Source organism: uncultured Granulicatella sp., assembly GCF_963521425.1.
Taxonomy (GTDB): domain Bacteria; phylum Bacillota; class Bacilli; order Lactobacillales; family Aerococcaceae; genus Granulicatella.
The window spans coordinates 1-23,035 of the sequence record NZ_CAUQUN010000008.1; the positions used below are offsets into that span (position 1 = coordinate 1).

The window sequence follows — 23,035 nt, forward strand, 5'->3', positions numbered from 1 at the left end:
CATGAACACGATCATCACCATGAACACGATCATCACCATGAACACGATCATCACCATGAATACGATCACCATCATGAACACGATCACTATCATGAACACGATCACTATCATGAACATGGACATCATCATCACGATGACGTTCGTGGATTACAAGAAATTATTGAAATTTTTGAGAATAGTAGCGTTTCTGACTTTGTAAAAGAAAAAAGTATTGAAGTATTCCGTGATATCGCTCGTGCAGAATCTGCTGTTCATCAAGTACCAATTGAACAAATTCATTTCCACGAAGTGGGAGCAATTGATTCTATTGTAGATATTGCTAGTTTCTTCATCTTGTTTGAAAACTTAGGAATTACAAAAGTGTATAGCGCTCCTTTAGTCGAAGGTAGTGGTACTATCAAAGTCGCTCATGGTGTTATGCCTGTACCTGTACCTGCAGTCATGCAATTAAGAAAAGGAACTTCTATTTTAATTCATCAAGATTTTGATATTAAAACAGAATTAATTACACCAACAGGAATTGCCTTACTTAAAGCGATCCATCCAGACTTTACTGTTCCAGAAAACTTGGAAATTACTTCTGTCGGTTATGGATTTGGGAAACGCGATACTGGAAAATTCAATGCTCTACGTGGAAGCCTATGTCAACCAACCACTCACTCATTCAAAGAAGTCCATCAATTAGACGATGATATTTATCAAATTGACACTACAATCGATGATCAAACACCTGAACAAATGGGTTATTTAATGGATTTCCTATATGAAAAAGGAGCACTAGACGTTACTTATTTCAGTGTTTTAGCGAAAAAAAATCGCCCAGCAATTCATGTAACTCTTCTAATTTCTCTCACACAATTAGAAGAATTTACTAACATTCTATTTGAGCAAACAAGTACGATTGGATTTCGTTATCAAAAAATTTCCCGAAAAGTGATGAAACGAACTTTTCAAGAAGTAGAAACTAGTTTAGGGATGATTCGCCTAAAACAAAACACCTATCAAAACATCTCTAAAACAACTCTCGAGTACGAGGATTGTGCCAGACTAGCCAAAGAACATCAATTGCCAATTGGGAAAGTCTATCAACTATTAGAAAAAGAACTATTAATATAATTTATATTAAAAATAAAAAGGAGTCTTATATGTTTACACAACAATTTATTCACTTATTATTATCAGAATTTATGGGAACTGCCCTAATGATTTTATTCGGGGTTGGGGTACACTGTGACGAAGTATTGAAAAAAACAAAATACAATGGTTCAGGTCACTTATTTGCCATCACAACATGGGCATTCGGTATTACTGTTACATTATTCATCTTTGGTGGAGTTAGTATTAACCCTGCAATGGCATTAGCAAAAGTTGTATTAGGATTATTACCTGCTGAACAATTTATTCCTGTAGCAATTGCTGAATTTTTAGGAGCTTTTGTTGGTGCTGTTATCGTATGGTTCATGTATGCAGACCACTTTACAGCTTCTGAAGGTCAAGTAGATGGAATTGCGATTCGTAACATCTTCTCTACAAACCCTAACTGCCGTAACTTACCTCGTAACTACTTCGTCGAAGCATTTGCAACATTCATTTTCTTAACAGCTATCTTAGCTACTGAACAAGTGAATAAAGATCAATTAAACATTATTGTTGGTTTACTTGTATGGGCTGTTGGTATGGGTCTAGGAGGTACTACAGGATTCGCGATGAACCAAGCTCGTGACTTAGGTCCTCGTTTAGCTTATCAAGTATTACCCATCAAAAATAAAGTAAATAATGACTGGCAATATGGATTATTAGTTCCAGGTACTGCTCCATTTATCGGTGCTGTAGCTGCTGCATTATTTGTTCGTTATTACTTAGGATATTTCATGTAAAATAAAAAAGCTGCTAACGCAGCTTTTTTTATTTGCTCTTATTTTGACATCTCCAACACATCATCTAAATCTTGTTGAATAATTTGATTTGGATCAATCGATGGATTGTTCCCAAATCGAATCGCTAATCGTAATCTTAATTTCTCATTGAAGTTACGAATCCAACGTCCATTACTACGGTCATTCGTACGAGCATATGCTGTTGCAACAGCCTGACGATAAGCTTCTTCATCTACTGTTAAGGAATCACTTCCTAATTCATATAATCCAATTTGTGCAATTTCTTCAGATGTATAATCTTCAAAATCAAAAGTATTCGGAACACGACTCGCTAAGCCTGAATTTGTTTCTAGAAAGGCACTCATTTCTTTATGATATCCTGCAAAAATGACAACCATATCATGTCGATGATCTTCCATAAACTTCAAGATTTCATCAATAGCCTCTTGCCCAAAATTATCATTAGCCCCATGTTTTAAAGAATAAGCTTCATCAATAAAGAGTACGCCACCTAATGCAGCATGTAATTGTTCTCTTGTTTTAATGGCTGTTTGTCCTTGGTAACCACCAATTAAATCTCCACGAGAAACTTCTACCATTTTATTCGTTGCAATCATACCTTTTTGATACAATAGTTCTCCAATAATTCGTGCAACAGTTGTTTTACCCGTTCCTGGATTTCCTAAGAATAATGAATGTAACGTAATATTTTTTGTTTCAATACCTTGTTCTTGTCTCACCTTTGATAATTCCACTTGATTAATAAAGGCGCTGACTTGTTCTTTTACTTTTTCTAAACCAATTAATTGATTTAATTGCTTCCATGCATCAACTTTATGCTCGGATTCTTCATAACTTCCTTGTGACAATGCTTTTTCAATATCTTGATTTTTAATTAAAGTCATATCTTCACCATCTTGTGACATCACACGGAAAATAAATTCTTGCATAATTTGCTCATTTTGATTACGAATCCATCGTGCATTACTCTTATCTAAGGAACGTTTATACGCTTCTTTAATTTTACGAGCATAAAATTCTGGATCTTCAACTTTTCGAGCTTTTCCTTCAAAAATTTTAAGCCCCATTTGAACAATTTCATTGGGTGAATAATCTTCAAATGTTAATTGATGAGGCACACGAGAATTAAATCCTGGATTAACATCGAAAAATTGTTCCATTTCTTTTGTATATCCTGCAAAAATCACCATAATATCATCACGATGGTTTTCCATATACGTTAACAATTCATTAATCGCTTCTTCCCCTGTACTATTCGAACCTTTTTTATTCAAAGCATACGCTTCATCAATAAATAATACGCCACCTTTAGCTTCTTCTAATTTCTTACGAGTTTGTTCTGCAGTTTGATTCACATATCCAGATAATAAATCAGCAGCTGATACTTCTACAAATTTAAATTCTTCCCCTTTTAAGGCTCCGTATTGGAATAAGATTTGTCCCATTAAACGTGCTACGGTTGTCTTACCCGTTCCTGGATTTCCTAAGAAAGCTGCATGCATCGTCATCTTTTCAGGAGGTAATCCTTGTTCGATTTGTAATTGATTATATCTTGCTTGTTGAATTAATTTATCTACTTTTTCTTTGACGGTTTTAAGACCAATTAACTCTTGTAATTGAGCATAGTAATCAGTATTCGTATGATGAGCTTTTTGAGCATCTTCAGTTCGAATAATCTCCCCTTTTTCGCTTCTTTCTGGAGCTACTTTATGTTTCTGAGCAATGCTGCATTGACTCGTTTCATCTGTTTCATAATTCAGTTTTGTGGCATCCCCATTTAAATGAATAAAGTCATTTACAACGAAGCATGAACCTTCTTTTACACGGATAATGGAAGAAGTTTCTTTTTCTACTTCTACACTGTCTCCTACAAATAATGCATTTGTTATTAAAGTAATAGGAATATGTTGACTTTCTTTATTTAAAAATCGTAATCTTCCTCGTGAATATAAAGTGGAGTCTCCATCAAGCGAAATGTTATTCTTTACAGCCCCATTCACCATACGAATATGACTATTTTTTAGCTTCATAAAATCTACGTTTAAATTTTTGAAAATTCCTGTACAAGATTTTTGTAAAAAAATTGTATAGTAATCCTTTCCAACACCTTGTATTAGACTATCTTCAATCAACACTTCACTTTTACTAGCATTTAAAACAGCTTGACTTCCACCCTCAAACGTTCCAGAAACTTGACTTGAACTAATCGATAGTTTTGAATCTTCAATCCATAAAGAAGTAGGTCGGCTACACTCCATTTTTGAACGTACAAATTCTAATTCAGAATTTTCACGAATCCATAATCGATTTTGAATCGTAGAATCTTGAATAGAAACGGTTGAATGAACAAATTTCATCCCTAATTGGTGTTTGTCCGGTAACTTTGTCGTAAACCCCTTAAAATTGACTTTACTTTTTTCTTCTGAAAACAACAAGAAATGCTCATTTTCTGGAAATTCACTTTGCAGTACACAATTTTCAAAAGTTACTTCTGCTTCTCCTGTAATACGAAACATATTATTATTTTCTACTACTGACATCCACAAGTTTTGAAAAGTAACTTTAGCCTTATTAGAAACTCTAAGTTTTCCCGTAATCGTATTTAAAAATGTATTTCCTTCTACATGACCGATGATTGTAATATTTTTTGTAATTTCAGTAAAAGGCTCTTTTGTAAAATTCATTGTCAAATTAGGAGTAAATTCAATAATATCTCCATCCTTAGCTGCTTCATAAGCCGCATCAAAATCCCAAGTATCTACAGTTGCCCCAACAAGAAATCTTGGCATATTCTCACTCCTTGTATGTTTTATTTCATCAAATTTTCTACATATAACAGTTTTATTATACCAATGTTAATTTGAAAACTCTATAAAAATAAGGTTTTGTTCACGGAACATGCAAGGAACAAAACCGCTGAAAACATTGATATATCAATAACATAAAAGGAGAAGAGGAGATTTGAACTCCCGCGCCGCTTTCACGACCTATCGCATTTCGAGTGCGACCCCTTCAGCCTCTTGGGTACTTCTCCATTATTAATACTAGTATATTCTCTTTTCTTAAACTCCTCAAGATTTTTTCAAAATATTATAAGAAACTCACAACTTATCCACAGAGTTATCCACATGTACACATGTTCGCTACTAAATTTTGTTTATGATTTTCCTTCTATCCCCTATATATTGGTCAATACCCTTTTTTTGTAATTTTTTTGTCATATCTTGTTCGATTACTTTATCCACAATTTTATTCTATTATCCAAAGATATCCAAAACGTCTAAAAACGTTGATGTAAAAGCTTTTTCAGGAACTCTAAACTAAACTTATTCACAACTGTTCATTATCCTGTGGATAACTCGCCTTCTTAAAAAGCTTATTATTTCAATGATTTTTAAAAAAACTTTTTTATTTTTTCTACACAACTAAAATAAATATCCACATAGTTATCAACATTTTTGTGGATAACTATGTGGATAGCATCATCTTATTCTATTTTTTATAAACTTGGACTATCTGAGCTTGTTAATTGAATCGTTGTTGTTTGTTTTTGTCCGTTTCTATAGTAAGTGACTTCCATACTAGAACCAACGGTTTTACTATACAATGCTTTTCTTAATGTTTGTACTCCTGTAACGGCTTTACCATCAATTTCTGTAATAACATCGTATTGTTTTAATCCACCTTTACTTGCACTACTATTCTCTTGGACATCCGCGACAACGACACCTTCTTTAACTTCGTTTGATAAATCTAATTGTTGACGACCTTGAGAAGAAACAGAGGTTAAATCTACCATTGAAATTCCTAAAACTGGACGAATTACTTTACCGGATTTTTCTAACTGATTAATAATAGAAACTACCTCATTACTTGGAATTGCAAATCCAATTCCTTCTACACTTGATTTACTAATTTTCATTGAGTTGATTCCAATGACTTGTCCTGCTGCATTAACTAATGCACCACCTGAATTTCCTGGATTAATAGCTGCATCTGTTTGAATAGCATTGACAACCCAGTCTTGTTTACCATCTCCATCAACATCTGTTGGAACAGAACGATCTTTTGCAGATACAATTCCTTGAGTTACACTTGTAGCAAACTCAGTACCTAAAGGAGAACCAATCGCAATTGCTGTTTGACCAGCTTTCACTTCATCAGAATTTGCAAATTCAGCTACTGTAGTTACTTTATCTGCTTTAATTTTTAATACTGCTAAGTCAGTCCATTTATCTGCACCAATTAATTCTGCTTTTTCACGAGTACCATCTGCCATTAATACTTCTAATTCTTGAGAACCAGAAATAACATGGTTATTTGTTACGATATAAGCATATCCGTTTTCAACTTTATAAATTACTCCACTACCTTCAGAAGCAGTTGTTAAATCACTATCTTCTGTTTGTTGATTTTGTCGGCGACTTTGCCCATAATTTCCAAATAAATTATTTTGATTTAAACTTTGTTTATTAATAACAGATACAACTGCATTTTTTACATTTGAAACAACATCTGAAACATCTCCAGCACCCTTATTTGTTAAAGCTGTTGGGCTTGTTTTTACAGTTGTTGTACTTGTTGCAGTTGATTTTGCTCCAGTCAATTGGTTTAAAGTTCCTGTCGCGCTCATAGCACCAAATCCAATAATAACCGCTAATAATCCACCTGTAACTCCTCCAACAAATCCTGAACGAAACGCTTTTTTCTTCTTTGTTTTTCTGGCTCCACTTGGAGTAGGCTCCTGTGTATTTTCTTTATTTAATACGATATTTTCTTGTGTGTTTTCTACTTCTTCATGGAATTCATTTGTCATGAAAATCCCCTCCTTCTTCACTTTAGCAATTCCTTCATTGCTTTCTTTTGATACTCTTATACTAATCTAGCTTTTTGAAAAAAGTTTGAAGATAATGTAATTAAATCATTATAAAGTTGTTAAAAATCCCATTATTTTTTGAAAATTCTATTAAACTCTAAACAATTCAGTCGGTTCATATGGATCTGTATGATACACTTCAAAAGTTTCATGAATTCCACAATCATGTTGTAATAAAATCGACTCAGCTGTTTGATATGCTAATTCTTTCAAATTATTATCTTGACTTAAATGTCCTAAATAAATTCGCTTTGTCTTATCTCCTAGCATTTCACACATTGCTAATGCACCATCTTCATTAGATAAATGCCCTTTATCACTAAGAATTCTTTGTTTTAAATGCCACGCATAATTCCCCATACGCAACATATCAACATCATGATTACTTTCCATTAAATAAGCATCTGCATTATACAATAATCTTCTTAATTTCTCACTAACATAACCTGTATCTGTTAACATTACAAATTGTTTTTGATCTTTTTGAAATGAATAAAATTGAGGTGAAGCTGCATCATGAGAAACAGCAAAACTCATCACATCAATATCTCCAAAAGTCTTTGTCACTCCTGGTTCAAACAAATGTTTTTGCTCTTGCTTAATCACACCGATATTTTTATTTTCCATGGCCTTCCACGTTTTCTCATTTGCATAAATATCCATACCGTATTTTCTCGCTAATACTCCGATACCTTTGATATGATCTACATGTTCATGCGTAACTAAAATCGTATCAATATCTGCCACTGATCGTCCAATTTTTTCCATTTGTGCTGCAATGGCTTTTCCAGTTAACCCACAATCGACTAAAATTTTTCTCTGTGGTGTTTCAATATACGTTGCATTACCCGAGCTTCCACTCGTTAGTAAACTCACTAAAAAACTTGATTCACTCATATTGTCTTCCTTTCTATTGCAGCTACAGTTCTATTAAGGTGTTGTTGTATTTACCGTTTCTGTTGCTTCATTCGTCAATACAGTACCTCTTATCGCATCTACTCTACGAACGAGAGTTTGTCCATCTACTTGTTTAAATTCTACATACCAAGCTGGAGAATAAATAGATAAATCTTTTAATGCTAAAGATTTATAGTAAGATAATCGAACGACAGAAACCGTCGAACGAGTTGGAATTCTCCCTGCTAAATATAATACTTCCATCGCTTTTTGAGATGTAATTAAAGTACGATTAGTTCCAAGTACTGATACATTCCCTGCAAAAGTCTGTTCATAACTAATAACTTGATTATTAGCATTTAATGTAAAAATAATTTGACTACTTCCATCCATGACTGGAATTTGATTAGCACGTTGCGCATAAATGACTTTACGTGTAGTCGGATTATAATTAAACCATCTATATTGATTTCCATTAATAATAGAACCACTCTCTACATAAGTTGTTAATTCAGCAAAATTTTCTATTGTAGCTGTAGTATTAGCATCTAATGTCAATTGAATCGGTGCTAATAATTGTGAAGAAATAACTCCTTTATCATATGTAGCAACTTGACTAGGTAATGTATTAACTAAATGTTCGATATTAGTAGGACTAATTTGAATAATCGGTAGAGATTCTACGGTTGTATTCACACCAGTCACTGTTATCCCATCCGTTCTCATTTGCTCCATGACATTAATACTTGTATTTAAAGGACTCTTCACTTCTTTTTTCATTTGCCAAAAAGTTCCAAACAAAAAGATATCTAAGAAGAGAAAACTAATAATTAATACTAAAGTCGATCGTCTAAAATCCATCGTTATCTCCTCCTTGTTCAAGTGTTGGCAGTAAAACTTCTTGTAGAGTTTTCCATTTATGGTCTATTTTAATAAACCAATTTGGTACAAACTCAACAATTTGATTACTTTCTCGACTTAATTGCCAAGCATAGCCTAAACGAATATCTTCTAACGTATCTAATGCAATTCCTTTCCCTAAAATTTGATCCATTAACTCTTTCCCACTCATTAAATTAACAGATTCATTTTTTGAAGGAATCGGAGTCTCCGCAATTAGAGAAGAAACACGCATTTTTTCAATTCCTGTTGCTGTAATAATAAATTGAGATAATCCCTCTTTCGCATTTGAAAGAATTGGATAAGTTCCTACATATCGCATATACTCTACAATTTTTCGATCATTATCAAAGTCTGAGAAACTCATCCCTAATTTCCATCCACCTAATTTCTTCATTTGCGCAAAAGATTGCTGTAAATGAACGGTTGTTGTTAAATGTTCATCATCTACTCGATTTTGGTAATAGGAAATAACATTTGTTGACCGATCCATTTTTAATTGGGAAAGATTATCATTATATATAATTGATTGTCCATCACTTCTATTTCTCAATTCTGAAGGATTGGCAAATAACTGAGTAATATAAAAACTCATTGGAATTTGTTCCATCAGATAAGTTTGTTTTTCTAATGATAGATTATTCACTTCAATGAAAATCTGTTTATTTTTTAAAATATAGGACTCTACTAAGTGAAATTTTGTATCATCATGATATTTGGATAACTCTAATTGAACATCTTGATCTGTTTTAGCTTGAAATACTTGCTTTGTATAATCATTAATGAAGTAAACATTTTTTTGATCATCATAACGATAAATAATTCTACTAAAAGTTTCTTGCTTATATTCATCAGGTACATCATTAAAATATCTCGTCATTACTCCAAATGTCACTGGAGCATCAAATAATAATTGACCAAATGACTCTCTTAATACTAATTGTTCATATGCTTCTTGACTCAGTACTTCTTTTTTTGAAATATCTTTATATTTACCAACTAAATCTTCATTAACAGAAGCAATGATTGTAGAATCACTCGTCATTTTTCCTTTATTCTCATAAGAAATAATAAAACGCGTTGGTCTAAAAACATCTTCCAATGAATAAGAAACTCTTGATTGAGTACTAGCATCTTGGTTTGTTGAAGCTACATTTCTTGTAAATCCATTTGGAGAGAAAATTTCTACAGGTCGGAATACAACAGCCATCGTTAATACTAAACTAATAATACTTAATAGCATTAAAATGAACACTAAATATCTTAAACGAATTTTCATTCCCATTCACCATCCTCTTCAAATGGAATATATGGTAAGGAAACAAAGAAGGTTGAACCTTTGTTTTCAATACTATTCACCCAAATTTTTCCACCATGTAATTGAACAACCTCTTGCGCAATCGCTAATCCAAGTCCACTACCACCCATTGCACGAGAACGTGCCTTATCTACACGATAGAATCGATCGAACAAATGAGGAATATCTTTTCTGGCAATTCCTAAACCTTCATCACTCACACTTACAATAATATCCGTATGAGTTTCCATTAATCGAACAATAATTCTTCCTCCATCTGGAGAATACTTAATCGCATTATTAATAATATTATCTAATACTTGCGTTATCTTATCTTGGTCTAATTCAACCCATAAGTCTCGCTGCGTAATATCTGTTAAAAGACGATAATTTTTTTCACGATACGGTTCAGACTGCAACACCATTTCGAATCGGTTCACAATATGAACTACCAATTCATTCATATTAATAAATTCTTTTTCCAAACCTAGACGATTTTGATCCATACGAGATAAATTCAGTAAGTCCGTAATCATTCGCATCATACGATCCGTTTCAGTTTCAATAACTTTTAAAAATCCTGGAGCAATTTCTTTATTTTCCCAAGCTCCATCCACTAATGCTTCAGTATAACTCTTAATACTTGTTAATGGAGTACGTAATTCATGGGATACATTGGATACGAAATTTCTACGCTCTCTATCAATCTTTTGTTGCTCAGTAACGTCTGTTAAGACGCAAACTAATCCACTAATAAATCCTGATTCACGCTGAATAACAGAAAATTCACATTGAACAATCGAATCCTCTCCATCTTCTTCTAAATGAATTAATCTTTCTTGTTGCGTTTCTAATAACTCTCTAAAAGTTACTTTTTCATCTAAAGGTAAAATAGATAATAAAGGAATACCTATCACTTTTTCAGACTTCAAATTTAAAATATCTAAGGCTGCTGTATTCATAATTACAATACGACCACGTCTATCTGTTGCGATAACTCCATCACTCATATGACGTAAGACACTATCTAAACGTTGACGTTCTGATTCTGTACTTTCTTGAGCTTCCTTAATTTTAAAAGATAAATCATTAATTGCTTGCCCTAATTGACCAATCTCATCATCACTATAAATTTTTACTTCACCAGTATAATTTCCTTCGGCAATTTTTTCCGTTTGTTTTTTCATTTCAGCAATCGGTTTTGTAATTCCTTGAGAAATTAAGAAAGTAATAATAATCACTAAAACAATAGCAATTAAAGATGAACTTACGAAAATAACTCCGATATCTTTTACTTGAGTATACCTCGACTCGATATTAGTCGTAACAGAAATAATTCCTATAGGATTTCCTGAATTTCCACTACTAGACGAAATTGGAGAGACTATTTTCCAATAACGAGTATCATGTTCTGTATAATTATAAGCATACGTTGTATTTGTTAATAATACTTGTTGTGCATCTGCTTCTGTCGTTCGAGTTCCTACAACTGATTGTTGCGACTGATTCGTCGTCCCTAAAATATATCCCTGAGAATCTAATACTCGAGCTTCTACAATACTACTTCCTGTCGGATAATCTTGCAGTATTTTAGAAATTTCTGCTATTTTTACTTCATCCTTATCGTCTTTTGACACTATAGGTTGAACACTATTTTTTAAAAATCCAACTTGTAATTGAATTTGTTCTTGGAAGTTTGAAATCATCTGTGTTTCTAATTGACGAAGAAAGTTTGCAACAATCAATTGCAATGAAATCATCAGCATAAAAATAAATAACACAGGGATTTTAAATTGAATGGAACGAAAGAATCGTTTCACTTTTTGCATAGCTTTTCTCCTTTATTAAAAATAAATGCGCCTTTCTTCCCAGAATATTTCTTGGTAAAGAAAAGCGCATCTTTCTAAGCTTCTTTTTCTTGTTCTGGAGTTTTAATATAGTAGCCTACTCCACGTCTTGTCATAATCCATGTAGGATGACTCGGTGTATCTTCAATTTTTTCACGTAAACGTCTAACCGTTACGTCTACTGTACGAACATCTCCGAAGTAATCATATCCCCAAACCGTTTGTAATAAGTGTTCTCTCGTAATGACTTGACCAATATGTTTTGCTAAATAGTGAAGTAACTCAAATTCACGATGTGTTAATTCAATTTCTTCGCCTCGTTTAGAAACCACATAGGCATCTTCATGAATAATTAAACTTCCTAATACAATTTCGTTTGCTGCTTTTTCTTCATCCGGTTCACTTGGTGAAATATGTTGACGACGTAAATTAGCTTTCACACGAGCAATTAATTCTCGATTTGAAAATGGTTTAGTCACATAGTCATCTGCTCCTAATTCTAGTCCTAAAACTTTATCAATTTCAGAATCTTTCGCTGTTACCATAATAATCGGAACATTACTTGTTTTACGAATTTCTCGACAAACTTCTAATCCTTCAATTTTTGGTAACATTAAATCTAAAATCACTAAATCGGGATTTTCAGCAGCAAAAACTGCTAACCCTTCTTCACCATCAAATGCAGTAACAACTTCAAAACCTTCTTTTGATAAACTAAATTTGACAATATCTGAGATTGGTTTCTCATCATCTACAACTAAAATCTTTTTCATAACTAGCTCCTCTCTTGCGATCGAGCGTTTGGGAAATATTATTTACTATCCCAAACATCTTCTAAAATGTTAGTTTGGTTTCTATCCGGACCTACTGAGAATGTTGAAATCTTCACTCCTACTAGTTCTGAGACTCTACGAACATAGTTTTGTGCTTCAATTGGTAATTCATCCAATGTACGGCATCCTGTAATATCCTCAGTCCAACCAGGAAGTTCTTCATAAACTGGCTCACATTGTCCTAATTCTACTAAACTTGCTGGATAATGACTAATTTCTTCTCCATTTGACTTACGATAAGCAACACAAATTTTTACAGTTTCTAATCCAGTTAATACATCAATACTATTTAAGCATAGATTTGTAATACCAGATACACGTTTTGAATGTCTCATCACAACACTATCAAACCATCCTACACGACGTGGACGTCCTGTTGTTGTTCCGTATTCACGACCAACTTCACGAATACGGCTTCCAATTTCATCAAATAATTCTGTCGGGAATGGGCCATCTCCTACACGCGAAGTATATGCTTTACAAACACCGACTACTTTTGTCACTTTTGAAGGGCCAACGCCACTACCAATTGTAACTCCACCTGCTAATGGATTAGAAGAAGTTACAAATGGATAGGTTCCTTGGTCAATATCCAACATCACACCTTGTGCGCCTTCAAATAATACTCGTTTTCCATTATCTAAAGCATCATTTAATAAGACAGAAGTATCGCAAACATATTGTTTAATTTGTTGTCCATATTCATAATATTCTTCAAAAATTTCTTCAAAACTCATTGGATTTACATCATATAATTTAGTAAATTGACGATTTTTGTCTTCTAAATTCAAACGCAAACGTTCTTCAAAAACTTCTCGATCTAATAAATCCGCAATACGAATCCCTACACGAGCAGCTTTATCCATATATGCAGGTCCAATTCCTTTAATCGTAGTACCGATTTTTTTGTCACCTTTTGCTTCTTCTTGTAAACGATCCAATTCAATATGATATGGCAAAATTACGTGCGCACGATCTGAAATTCTTAAATTATCAGTCGTAATATTTCGTTCATGTAAATAGGCTAACTCTGTTACTAAAGATTTTGGATTTACTACAACCCCATTTCCAATAATACAAAGTTTTTCTGGTGAGAAAATTCCTGATGGAATTAAATGTAATTTATATGTTTCTCCACCAAACTGAATCGTATGTCCAGCGTTATCGCCCCCTTGATAACGAGCCACATACTCTGCTTTTTCACTTAGGAAATCAGTAATTTTACCTTTTCCTTCGTCTCCCCATTGTGTACCTACTACTACTACTGATGACATATCCGCACCTCTTTAATTTATTTTTCTACATTGGTGGCATTGAAGCTTCTAAACTTTTCGATGCTATCGATGTAAATTTATTATATTCTTTAATAAACATTAATTCTACGGTTCCTCGTGGACCGCTACGGTTCTTTTCTATAATGACTTCAATAATATTATTCGATTCTTGTTGTGGAACATTTCCATCTTCATCTGGTTCTTGTCGATAATAATCATCTCGATATAAGAATGCTACAATATCTGCATCTTGTTCAATCGAACCTGATTCACGAATATCCGACATTACCGGACGCTTATCTTGTCTTTGCTCTACTCCACGTGATAATTGAGATAACGCAATAACTGGAACACTTAGTTCTTTAGCAAGTTTCTTTAAATTTCTTGAAATTTCTGAAACTTCTTGTTGACGACTTTCTCGTCCATTTCCTTCAATTAATTGTAAGTAATCAATGACAATTAACCCTAAATTATTCCGCTCTTGTTTTAATCGTCTGCATTTTGCACGAATTTCTGATACACGAATCCCAGGAGTATCATCAATATAAATTGGTGCATTCGATAAAGTACCCGATGCTACAAAATAACTACGAAGTTCTTCTTCCGTTAAACGACCATTTCGCATATTACTTGCATCAATACTGCCTTCTGAACACAACATACGATTTACAAGAGATTCTGCACTCATTTCTAAACTGAAAATCGCTACCGTTTCATTTGTTTTTGTCGCAACATTTTTAGCAATATTTAATACAAACGCTGTTTTACCAACAGATGGACGTGCTGCTAAAATAATTAATTCATCCGAATGAAGTCCTGAAGTCATTCGATCTAAATCAATATATCCTGTTGGAATTCCTGTAATTTCTCCCGTATTTTTCATACGCTCTTCAAGAGATAAATAGGCTTCGTTCAAGACTTTTGTAATATCTACAAATCCTGCTCGATTTCTCTTTTCAGAAACTTCTAAAATACTTCGCTCAGCTCTATCCAACACTACTGCTACTTCATCTGTTTCACCATATGCATCTGTTGCAATATCTGTAGAAGTTCGAATTAATTTTCGTAAAGTTGATTTTTCGCTAACAATTTTAGAATAATATTCTACATTCGAAGCAGTTGGAACTTTTTCAGCTAATTCTAGTAAATAAAATTGTCCACCTGCATTTTCTAATTGTTTATTTTGATTTAAACGTTCTGCAACTGAAACAATATCAATGGGCGAAGAATCATTATTTAATTCCACCATCGCTTTAAAAATCACTTGATGGTTTACTCGATAAAAATCTTCTGGCATTAAAAATTCCATTACAGACACAATTGAATCTGGATCTAATAAAATTGCTCCTAAAACAGATTGTTCTGCATCTAAATTTTGCGGTGGAATTCTTCCTTCAAATTGTTCATCCACTTGTCCATTGACACCTTCTTTCATTCAATACATACGGTGTCATTTTACCATAAAATCTACAAAAGAAACAGACAGAACCTTTCACCTAATAGGAAAAATCTAACATTCTTCACAATTCTAACAAGAAAGTTTTCCTCCATATTCCAAACGACAAAAAACACTTCCCAGAATCTCTCTAAGAAGTGCCTTTTTCTAATGATTAGTCTTGATGTTTCATTGTTGGGAATAGTAATACATTACGGATTGATTGGCTGTTTGTTAGTAACATTACTAAACGATCAATACCGATACCTACCCCACCAGTTGGAGATAATCCATATTCTAATGCTTGTACGAAATCTTCATCTAATGGATGAGCTTCATCGTTACCAGTTTCTTTTTCTTCTACTTGTTTCATGAAACGTTCACGTTGATCAATTGGATCTGTTAACTCTGTAAATCCATTTGCATATTCTTTTGTGCAAATGAAGCATTCGAAACGATCTGTGAAACGTGGATCTTCATCATTTTTACGAGCAAGTGGAGATACTGCTACTGGATGTCCATAAATGAATGTTGGTTGAATTAATGTTTCTTCTACAAATGTTTCAAAGAATTCATTAACTACGTGACCATAAGTCATTGAGTCTTCAACTTTCACACCTTTTTCTTTAGCAATCTCACGAGCTTCTTCATCTGTCATTTCTACCCAGAAGTCTACTCCTGTTACTTCTTTAATGGCATCTACCATATGAACTCTCTTCCAAGGAGCTTTTAATTCAACTTCATATTCTCCATAAGGGACTTTTGTTTTCCCTAAAACTTCTTGTGCAACGCTTGATACGATTCCTTCTGTTAAGTCCATAACATCTTGATAGTCAGTATAAGCAGTATAGATTTCGATAGATGTAAACTCAGGGTTATGAGTTGTATCGATTCCTTCATTACGGAACACACGACCGATTTCATATACACGTTCCATTCCACCTACTACTAAACGTTTTAAGTGTAATTCTGGAGCAATACGCATATATAATTCCATATCTAAAGCATTGTGGTGAGTAATAAATGGACGAGCATTCGCACCACCAGCTAATGTGTGTAATACTGGTGTTTCAACTTCTAAATAATCACGAGAATCTAAGTAATGACGAATTTCACGGATAATTTTACTACGTGTTACAAAGCGATCCATACTCTCACGGTTACTAATTAAGTCTAAGTAACGTTGACGGTATTGTTGCTCTACATTTGTTAGTCCATGATATTTATCTGGCAATGGACGTAAAGCTTTTGTTAAATGAACAAATTCATTAGCTTTAACAGATAATTCACCAGTGTTTGTCACCATAATTGTTCCTACAACACCCACGATATCTCCTAAGTCTGCTTTATCAAATAATTCATAAGCTTCGTCTCCGACAACATCCTTACGAACATAAATTTGAATTTGACCTTTACCATCTTGAATGTGAGCAAAACCTGCTTTACCTTTTCCACGTTTTGTCATGATACGACCTGCGATTTGAACCGTCACTTCTTCTTGTTCTGCTAGGCTTTCTTTTGTCGCACCTTCAAATTGTTTATGAATTTCTTCAGTTGATTGTTTTTGTTTAAATCCTGTTGAAAAAGGCTCTACCCCTTTTTCACGTAATTGATTCATTTTTTCACGGCGAACTTGTAATTGATCATTCAGTGTTTCTTGTACTTCTACTTCGTTAGACACTGCATTTCCTCCTTTTTGTGACGTGTGTCACTGTATTTCTTATCTATTGTACCAATTATTGACTGATAAATAAAGCGTTTATATCAATAGAAATAAAGTTCTATAAAAGTGTTTAAAAAGTTTTTACTCTACTTCTTTTCCACGTTCTAATTGTCTTTCAACACGCTCTAAATGTTCTTTCACAAATTGGTCTAAAATTTGATTTACTTGAGATACTGTCGTTGATTCATTAATTGCAACTTTTGTTTTCGTTGCACGTGGAATTCCTTTTAAGTAATAAGCTGCCAATTTACGGAATTCTTTTGTTGCTACTGATTCACCTTTTAAATTTGCTAAACGATCTAAATGTGTTTTAGCAATTTCAATTTTTTCTGGAACAGTATTTTCTGGTAATAATTCTCCTGTTTCTAAATAATGAACGGTTTGTTTAATCATCCATGGATTTGCTAAGGCTGCTCGTCCAATCATGACACCATCTACACCCGCTATTTCAATCATTTTCTTAGCATCTTGAGGAGAACGAACATCTCCATTTCCAATTAATGGAATTCGTGTTAAGTTTTTCTTCACTTCACCAAGAATTTCCCAGTTTGCTTTTCCATCATACATTTGTACACGAGTTCTACCATGCATCGCAACAGCACTTGCACCTGCTCGTTCTGCTGCAAGCGCATTTTCAACGGCATATAAATGTTCATCATCCCAACCGGTACGCATTTTTACCGTTACAGGTTTATCTACTGCATCCACTACTGCAGCAACCATTTCATAAACTTTATTTGGGTCTAATAACCATTTTGCGCCAGCTTCAGCTTTAATCACTTTATTCACAGGACATCCCATATTAATATCGATAATCGCTGCCTCTGTATTTTCAGCTACATATTTGGCAGCTTCTACTAATGTATCTTTATTTCCGCCCATAATTTGGACGCTCAATGGGTATTCATTTGGTTCAATATGTAACATACTTAATGTTTTTTCATTTCTAAATTGAATTCCTTTATCACTAATCATTTCGCAAACAACTAGGCCTGCTCCAAATTCTTTTACCGTTACACGAAAAGCTGAATTACTAATTCCTGCCATCGGTGCAACGACTACTGGATTGTCAATTTGAATATTGCCAATCTTAAAACTCATTTTATTTCCTCACTTTCAATCATTCTGCTTAGCTATTGTACCATAGATAGCTATCATTCGTGTATTATCATGGTTCATTTCACTGATAAAAAAGAAAAACTGCAAAAAGAATCTCTTCCTTTTACAGTTAATCTAACTTTTGTTAATCTTTTCTTGCTAAGCCTGTAATATAATCAAAAAATGCATCACGGTCTACATAGTAAACAAGGTCAACTGGACGACCATCTTCTACACGAATTGTTCTACCAGAACTTGCACCTGTTGTAATTACATCTGAGGGAACAACTTCTCGTTTCACTAAATCTTCTTTTCCAAAAGAAGCTGTTGTTAATACATCCCATAGGAAATAGGTTGAATTCGTAACATAATGCGTCAATGGAGGAACAATAGCATAGCATTGGCCTAAGAAATCAATGCCTTCTACTTTACGTTCTCTCGCCCAACGATCACGTACATCTAACGTTAATGGAACCATACGAGTACTTTCTAAGGCGACTAATTCAATAGGAATCGATGATTCCCAAACACGTTTCGCAGCAAATGGATCCCAATAAACATTCCATTCAGCTGTTCCATCATGTTCCGGTTCTTCAATATTTCCTTGTTCTAAAAATGTACCACCCATCCAATATAGTTTTCCAATTTTTTCTTCAATACTTGCATCCAAATCTAATGCTCGAGCTAAATCCGTTAATGGCCCTACAAATAATAAATCCACTTTATCCGTTGATTCCTTTAAAACATGCACTAAATCCTCATGTGCTTTATAAGGAGAATCTTGTACTAAAATCGGTTTATGTTCATTTAAAATGGGCAGAGCATCTACTGTAAAAGCATGCATACGCCACTCTTTTGGAAATGGATGAATCGGTCGTGAATTTGAAGAAGCAACACGAATTCTTTGATCTTTTGTAGAACCAAATTTTTGAATAATTTTCTTGCTTGCTTCAACCGCAGGTTCTAAGTAACAATCTGCTTCAATAACACCTACACCAACTAATTCAACATCTTCCATTTTTAATAATAAATATAATGAGACTAAATCATCTACTCCACCATCATGGTTTAAATATACTTTACGCAAAAGGATAACCTCCTAACAAATTGTTTTCCTAATAACATTGTAATCAATAAGTTTTTGAAAATCCACTCGTGAAACTTTGTACATATCACTAGCAATCCAAAAAAAGAAATGGTACACTATTTGTAATTGTTTTTTAATCATTTTTTAAGAATATACAGGAGGAAATTTATGTCTCGAAAGAAAATCACTGATATTATTATTTGTGGATTCGCATTATTTGCCATTTTCTTTGGTGCTGGTAATTTAATCTTCCCCCCTTATTTAGGAGTTATTTCTGGAAATAACTGGGGAATTGCAAATATTGCATTTTTACTATCTGATCCACTTTTACCAATTCTTGGGGTAATTGTAACAGCACTATTAGGAGGACAAGCAACCGATTTAGGAAAAAGAGTTAGTAAACATTTTTCTATCATTATTGGAGCGATTTCCATTATATTAATTGGGCCATTATTTGCCGTTCCAAGAACCGGAGCTACTACTCATGAAATTTTTGTACAATCATTTGTACCAACTGCTCCACAATGGATTACCTCTCTTATCTTTTTCGGATTAACTTTATACATTGCGATTCACTCACACACCGTTATTGATGCAATTGGGAAATATTTAACTCCGATTTTATTATTTATTCTATTACTTGTATTTATTGGAGCTGTAATTCAACCGAATGCAGGCTTCCAAGCAACAACTTCCGTGGGATTATTTTCTCAAAGCTTTAAAGAAGGTTACCAAACAATGGACGCACTTGGAGCAGCCTTAATGGCAGGAGTTGTGATTTCAGACTTAACTAGACGTGGTTATACAGAGAAAAAAGAACAACATCAAATGATGTTTGGAGTCGGAATTGTATCTTTCATTTTACTAGCATTAGTGTACAGCAGTTTAACTTATGCTGGAGCAACTGTAAGTACGGTTTATGATTCAACGGTTCAAAGACCGGCTTTATTAATTAGTTTAATTGAACAATTATTAGGATCATTTGGTAAAGTTGCTATGGGGATTGCCGTATCCTTTGCTTGCTTAACAACATCCGTTGGGCTAATTACAACTTGTGGACATTATTTTTCAACTTTAACAAATGGGAAATTAGAATATAAAAAAATTGTTGTCGTTTCAGTCGTGATTTCATTCCTTCTATCACTTTTAGGAGTAGATGCCTTATTACAATTAGCAGTTCCAGTATTAAGCGCTATTTATCCAATGGTCATCGCCTTAATCTTCTTATCCATTTTTGACCGCTATATTGTTTATAACTGGACTTATACAGGTGCAGTTGTTGGCGCATTCTTTATTGGAGGAATTCAAGCTATTCATCTATTCTCACAAATGCAAGGTGGCAACTTCCTCTCTGGATTAGCTGCTTGGACAAACACCTTACCATTGCACCAATTCGGATTCGAATGGTTAGTCCCTGCTATTATCGGTTCAGTTGTATTTACTGTCATTAGTAAATTGACTGGAGTGGGGAGTAAAAGAATTGAAAGGTAACATAATAAGAAAACCGAGGAATTTCGAAAAATGAAACTCCTCGGTTTTTGTTTTGAAATAATCTATTTCCAACTTTCTTCAATAAACGTATCACGCCCAGACATACCACGGTAACGATAGTAATGATCTGGATTTTTCTTATAAAAATCTTGGTGATACTCTTCAGCTGGATAAAATGTACTCGCTGGTTCGATTTTTGTAACAATATCTTTTTTAAAACGTCCGCTTTCCTGTAAAGCTTTTTTCGAAGCTTCTGCGATTGCTTTTTGTTCTGGAGTGTGATAGAAAATCACTGGTCTATAAGAATCTCCTCTATCTACAAATTGTCCCATCGCATCTGTTGGGTCTGTTTGTTGCCAATAGACTTCAACTAATTGTTCATAAGAGAAGATTTCTGGATCAAAGGTAATTTGTACAGCTTCTGTATGTCCTGTTGTTCCTGAACAAACTTCTTTATAAGTAGGATTTTCCTTATGACCTCCTGTATACCCTGCAATGACTGATTCAATTCCTGGTTGTGTATCAAATGGTTTAATCATACACCAGAAACATCCTCCTGCAAATGTTGCTACTTCTTTTGCCATCATTATTCCTCCTCTTTTTCAAGCGAAACATCTTGTCCGAAAATTTTCATTTTAATCGCTAGTCCTGTTCGAGTAGCAGCAGTTCCACCTAATCCTGTTTCTCTTAATTCACTTGGCATTCTTTTACCGATAGAACGCATTGCTTCAATTGTTTCATCTGCAGGAATAACATTTGTAATCCCTGCTAATGCCATATCTGCGGCGATTAGTGCATTTCCTGCTCCAATCGCATTTCTCTTCACACATGGGATTTCTACTAAGCCGGCAACAGGGTCACACACTAAGCCTAGCAAATTCCCTAATGCAATCGAAAAAGCTTCGGAACATTGTTGCGGCGTTCCTCCGGCAGCTTCAACAGCTGCTGCTGCAGACATCGCACTAGCACTTCCCACTTCAGCCTGACAACCACCCATCGCTCCAGCAATCATTGCATTATTGGCAACAACCATTCCAAATGCTGATGCTGTAAATAAAAATCGTACTTGTTGCTCATGAGTTAAATCCATACTATCTGAAATAGAAAATACAACCCCTGGTAAAGTTCCACTAGCACCCGCAGTTGGTGTCGCACAAACAATTCCCATCGCTGCATTCACTTCGTTTGTTCCTAAAGCGTATTGCACTCCTGCTAAAATTTTATCTCCGGATAAAGTTTTTCCTTTTTCGCGATATTTTTTCATTTTTACAGCATCCCCACCGGTTAGTCCTGTTGGAGAGAATACACCTTGACCCTGTATACTTCTTTCTACCGCATTTTTCATTGTTTGAAGATTTTTTTCCATCTTCGCCCAAATAAATTCTCGACTTTGTTGGGTCATTTCCATTTCTTGTTCAATCATTACTTCAGAAATAGATTTATTTTGGCTAGTTGCTAATGCGACTATTTCCTGTATGCTAACAAACATCACGAAATTCCTTTCTTAACTTTATGTAAAGACATAGATTGTTTTTTCTTGTTGAATGAATTGTAATTTTTCTTGAAGAGTTGGAGAAATTAATCCATTCAATTCATAACTAATAAAGCGTGATGAACCTTCCTTTAATTCTTTTTGTTTCCCAATCGAAATACCAAATTCTTCTAATAGAGGTTCCACTGTTGAAGCTTCTTCAATTGGTAGAATTTCTAAAATAATCGGTAATGGTCCTGAAAGATTGGAGATAAATCCATCTACTTCCACATATTTTATTTCCACAGTTCCTCCACCAATAGAAGTTCCAATTAAACGTACTCGTCTTGTTGCAGACATCAACGTTAAATCAGCTGTATTCGCATGAGCTACTGGACTTGGACCATCTCTTTCGATAAATTCAATAGAAATCCCTTCTTTAGTAGCAATTTCGACTGCTTGTGGAACACGTTCATCATCCGTTTCAAATCCCAGAACACCACTAATAATCGCAAAGTCTGTACCATGTCCTTTATGAGTTTGAGCAAATGATTCATAATAAATACATTGGACACTTTTAGGAGTTCCACCAAACAATTGCCTAGCGCATCTTCCAATCGCAAGCGCTCCTGCCGTATGTGAACTTGATGGTCCAATCATAATAGGACCGATAATATCGAAACAACTTTTATAATTGAACACTTTATCCACAATGATACCCCTCTCTTTTGTACCCTTTATTGTACTTTTTTTCTAGGAAGCTCGTCAAGTTTCCAACCATTTTACCTTATTCAAAAAAGTACGAACAACTAATCATTTTTTTCTATACCTAAACTTATGATTTCTTAGAAATCTCTCCTTTTCTTCAATTCAAATTATTAGTTATACAATTATTTTTCAGTGTCTTC

18 protein-coding genes and 1 tRNA gene are annotated in these 23,035 nt (G+C 34.1%); 3 read left to right on the forward strand and 16 right to left on the reverse strand.

Annotation, left to right across the window (positions count from 1 at the left end; translation table 11 throughout):
- Together larC and larD are read left to right on the forward strand one after the other, a co-directional pair.
- Positions 1–1,116: nickel pincer cofactor biosynthesis protein LarC (gene larC / locus RWO76_RS03240; RefSeq protein WP_314354258.1), on the forward strand; the 1,116-nt coding region annotated here is incomplete at its 5' end.
- 29 nt (positions 1,117–1,145) lie between these two features.
- Positions 1,146–1,877: a D/L-lactic acid transporter LarD gene (larD, locus tag RWO76_RS03245; protein ID WP_314354259.1), complete on the forward strand. Its 732-nt coding sequence runs from the start codon at positions 1,146–1,148 to the stop codon at positions 1,875–1,877.
- A 38-nt stretch (positions 1,878–1,915) separates the two neighbouring features.
- Here larD and RWO76_RS03250 read toward each other — a convergent pair whose 3' ends face one another.
- From RWO76_RS03250 to RWO76_RS03310, 13 genes are all read right to left on the reverse strand, one after another.
- The gene (locus RWO76_RS03250) at positions 1,916–4,687 is read right to left on the reverse strand and encodes an AAA family ATPase (protein ID WP_314354260.1); all 2,772 of its coding nucleotides are present in this window, start codon (positions 4,685–4,687) and stop codon (positions 1,916–1,918) included.
- A 157-nt stretch (positions 4,688–4,844) separates the two neighbouring features.
- A tRNA-Ser gene (locus tag RWO76_RS03255) sits at positions 4,845–4,932 on the reverse strand.
- 465 nt (positions 4,933–5,397) lie between these two features.
- Positions 5,398–6,714: a trypsin-like peptidase domain-containing protein gene (locus RWO76_RS03260; RefSeq protein ID WP_314354261.1), complete on the reverse strand. Its 1,317-nt coding sequence runs from the start codon at positions 6,712–6,714 to the stop codon at positions 5,398–5,400.
- Positions 6,715–6,864: 150 nt separating this feature from the next.
- Positions 6,865–7,671, reverse strand: a complete 807-nt coding sequence (locus tag RWO76_RS03265; protein ID WP_314354263.1) for an MBL fold metallo-hydrolase — start codon at positions 7,669–7,671, stop codon at positions 6,865–6,867.
- A 33-nt stretch (positions 7,672–7,704) separates the two neighbouring features.
- A complete protein-coding gene (yycI, locus tag RWO76_RS03270) occupies positions 7,705–8,532 on the reverse strand; it encodes a two-component system regulatory protein YycI (RefSeq protein ID WP_314354264.1) in 828 nt (275 codons plus the stop codon).
- Positions 8,522–9,856, reverse strand: a complete 1,335-nt coding sequence (locus RWO76_RS03275) for a two-component system activity regulator YycH (protein WP_314354266.1) — start codon at positions 9,854–9,856, stop codon at positions 8,522–8,524. Before RWO76_RS03275 ends, yycI begins: the two co-directional genes overlap by 11 nt.
- Positions 9,847–11,697 (reverse strand): cell wall metabolism sensor histidine kinase WalK, encoded by a 1,851-nt coding sequence (gene walK, locus RWO76_RS03280; protein ID WP_314354268.1) that lies wholly within the window; start codon positions 11,695–11,697, stop codon positions 9,847–9,849. Before walK ends, RWO76_RS03275 begins: the two co-directional genes overlap by 10 nt.
- 74 nt (positions 11,698–11,771) lie before the next feature.
- Positions 11,772–12,488: a response regulator YycF gene (gene yycF, locus RWO76_RS03285; protein WP_314354271.1), complete on the reverse strand. Its 717-nt coding sequence runs from the start codon at positions 12,486–12,488 to the stop codon at positions 11,772–11,774.
- Positions 12,489–12,526: 38 nt separating this feature from the next.
- Positions 12,527–13,822 carry an adenylosuccinate synthase gene (locus RWO76_RS03290; RefSeq protein ID WP_314354273.1) on the reverse strand — a complete coding sequence of 432 codons (1,296 nt, stop codon included), beginning with the start codon at positions 13,820–13,822 and terminating at the stop codon, positions 12,527–12,529.
- 25 nt (positions 13,823–13,847) lie between these two features.
- On the reverse strand, positions 13,848–15,233 hold the full coding sequence (dnaB, locus tag RWO76_RS03295) for a replicative DNA helicase (RefSeq protein ID WP_314354327.1): 1,386 nt from the start codon (positions 15,231–15,233) through the stop codon (positions 13,848–13,850).
- 199 nt (positions 15,234–15,432) lie between these two features.
- Positions 15,433–16,938 (reverse strand): lysine--tRNA ligase, encoded by a 1,506-nt coding sequence (gene lysS, locus RWO76_RS03300; protein ID WP_314354275.1) that lies wholly within the window; start codon positions 16,936–16,938, stop codon positions 15,433–15,435.
- Positions 16,939–17,061: 123 nt separating this feature from the next.
- Positions 17,062–18,081, reverse strand: coding sequence for a tRNA dihydrouridine synthase DusB (gene dusB, locus RWO76_RS03305; RefSeq protein ID WP_314354276.1), 1,020 nt, complete (start codon positions 18,079–18,081; stop codon positions 17,062–17,064).
- 142 nt (positions 18,082–18,223) lie between these two features.
- Positions 18,224–19,165: a nucleoside hydrolase gene (locus RWO76_RS03310; protein WP_314354277.1), complete on the reverse strand. Its 942-nt coding sequence runs from the start codon at positions 19,163–19,165 to the stop codon at positions 18,224–18,226.
- A gap of 168 nt (positions 19,166–19,333) precedes the next feature.
- Here RWO76_RS03310 and brnQ point away from each other — a divergent pair, with 168 nt between their 5' ends.
- The gene (gene brnQ, locus RWO76_RS03315) at positions 19,334–20,656 is read left to right on the forward strand and encodes a branched-chain amino acid transport system II carrier protein (protein ID WP_314354279.1); all 1,323 of its coding nucleotides are present in this window, start codon (positions 19,334–19,336) and stop codon (positions 20,654–20,656) included.
- A gap of 62 nt (positions 20,657–20,718) precedes the next feature.
- Here brnQ and msrA read toward each other — a convergent pair whose 3' ends face one another.
- Genes msrA through sdaAB form a run of 3 tightly spaced genes read right to left on the reverse strand, consistent with a single transcriptional unit; the run spans position 20,719 to position 22,838 of the window.
- On the reverse strand, positions 20,719–21,240 hold the full coding sequence (msrA, locus tag RWO76_RS03320) for a peptide-methionine (S)-S-oxide reductase MsrA (protein WP_314354281.1): 522 nt from the start codon (positions 21,238–21,240) through the stop codon (positions 20,719–20,721).
- A 2-nt stretch (positions 21,241–21,242) separates the two neighbouring features.
- Entirely contained in the window at positions 21,243–22,145 is a 903-nt protein-coding gene (gene sdaAA / locus RWO76_RS03325; RefSeq protein ID WP_314354282.1) for an L-serine ammonia-lyase, iron-sulfur-dependent, subunit alpha, read from the reverse strand.
- 21 nt (positions 22,146–22,166) lie between these two features.
- The gene (sdaAB, locus tag RWO76_RS03330; RefSeq protein WP_314354283.1) at positions 22,167–22,838 is read right to left on the reverse strand and encodes an L-serine ammonia-lyase, iron-sulfur-dependent subunit beta; all 672 of its coding nucleotides are present in this window, start codon (positions 22,836–22,838) and stop codon (positions 22,167–22,169) included.
- Positions 22,839–23,035 lie beyond the last annotated feature (197 nt).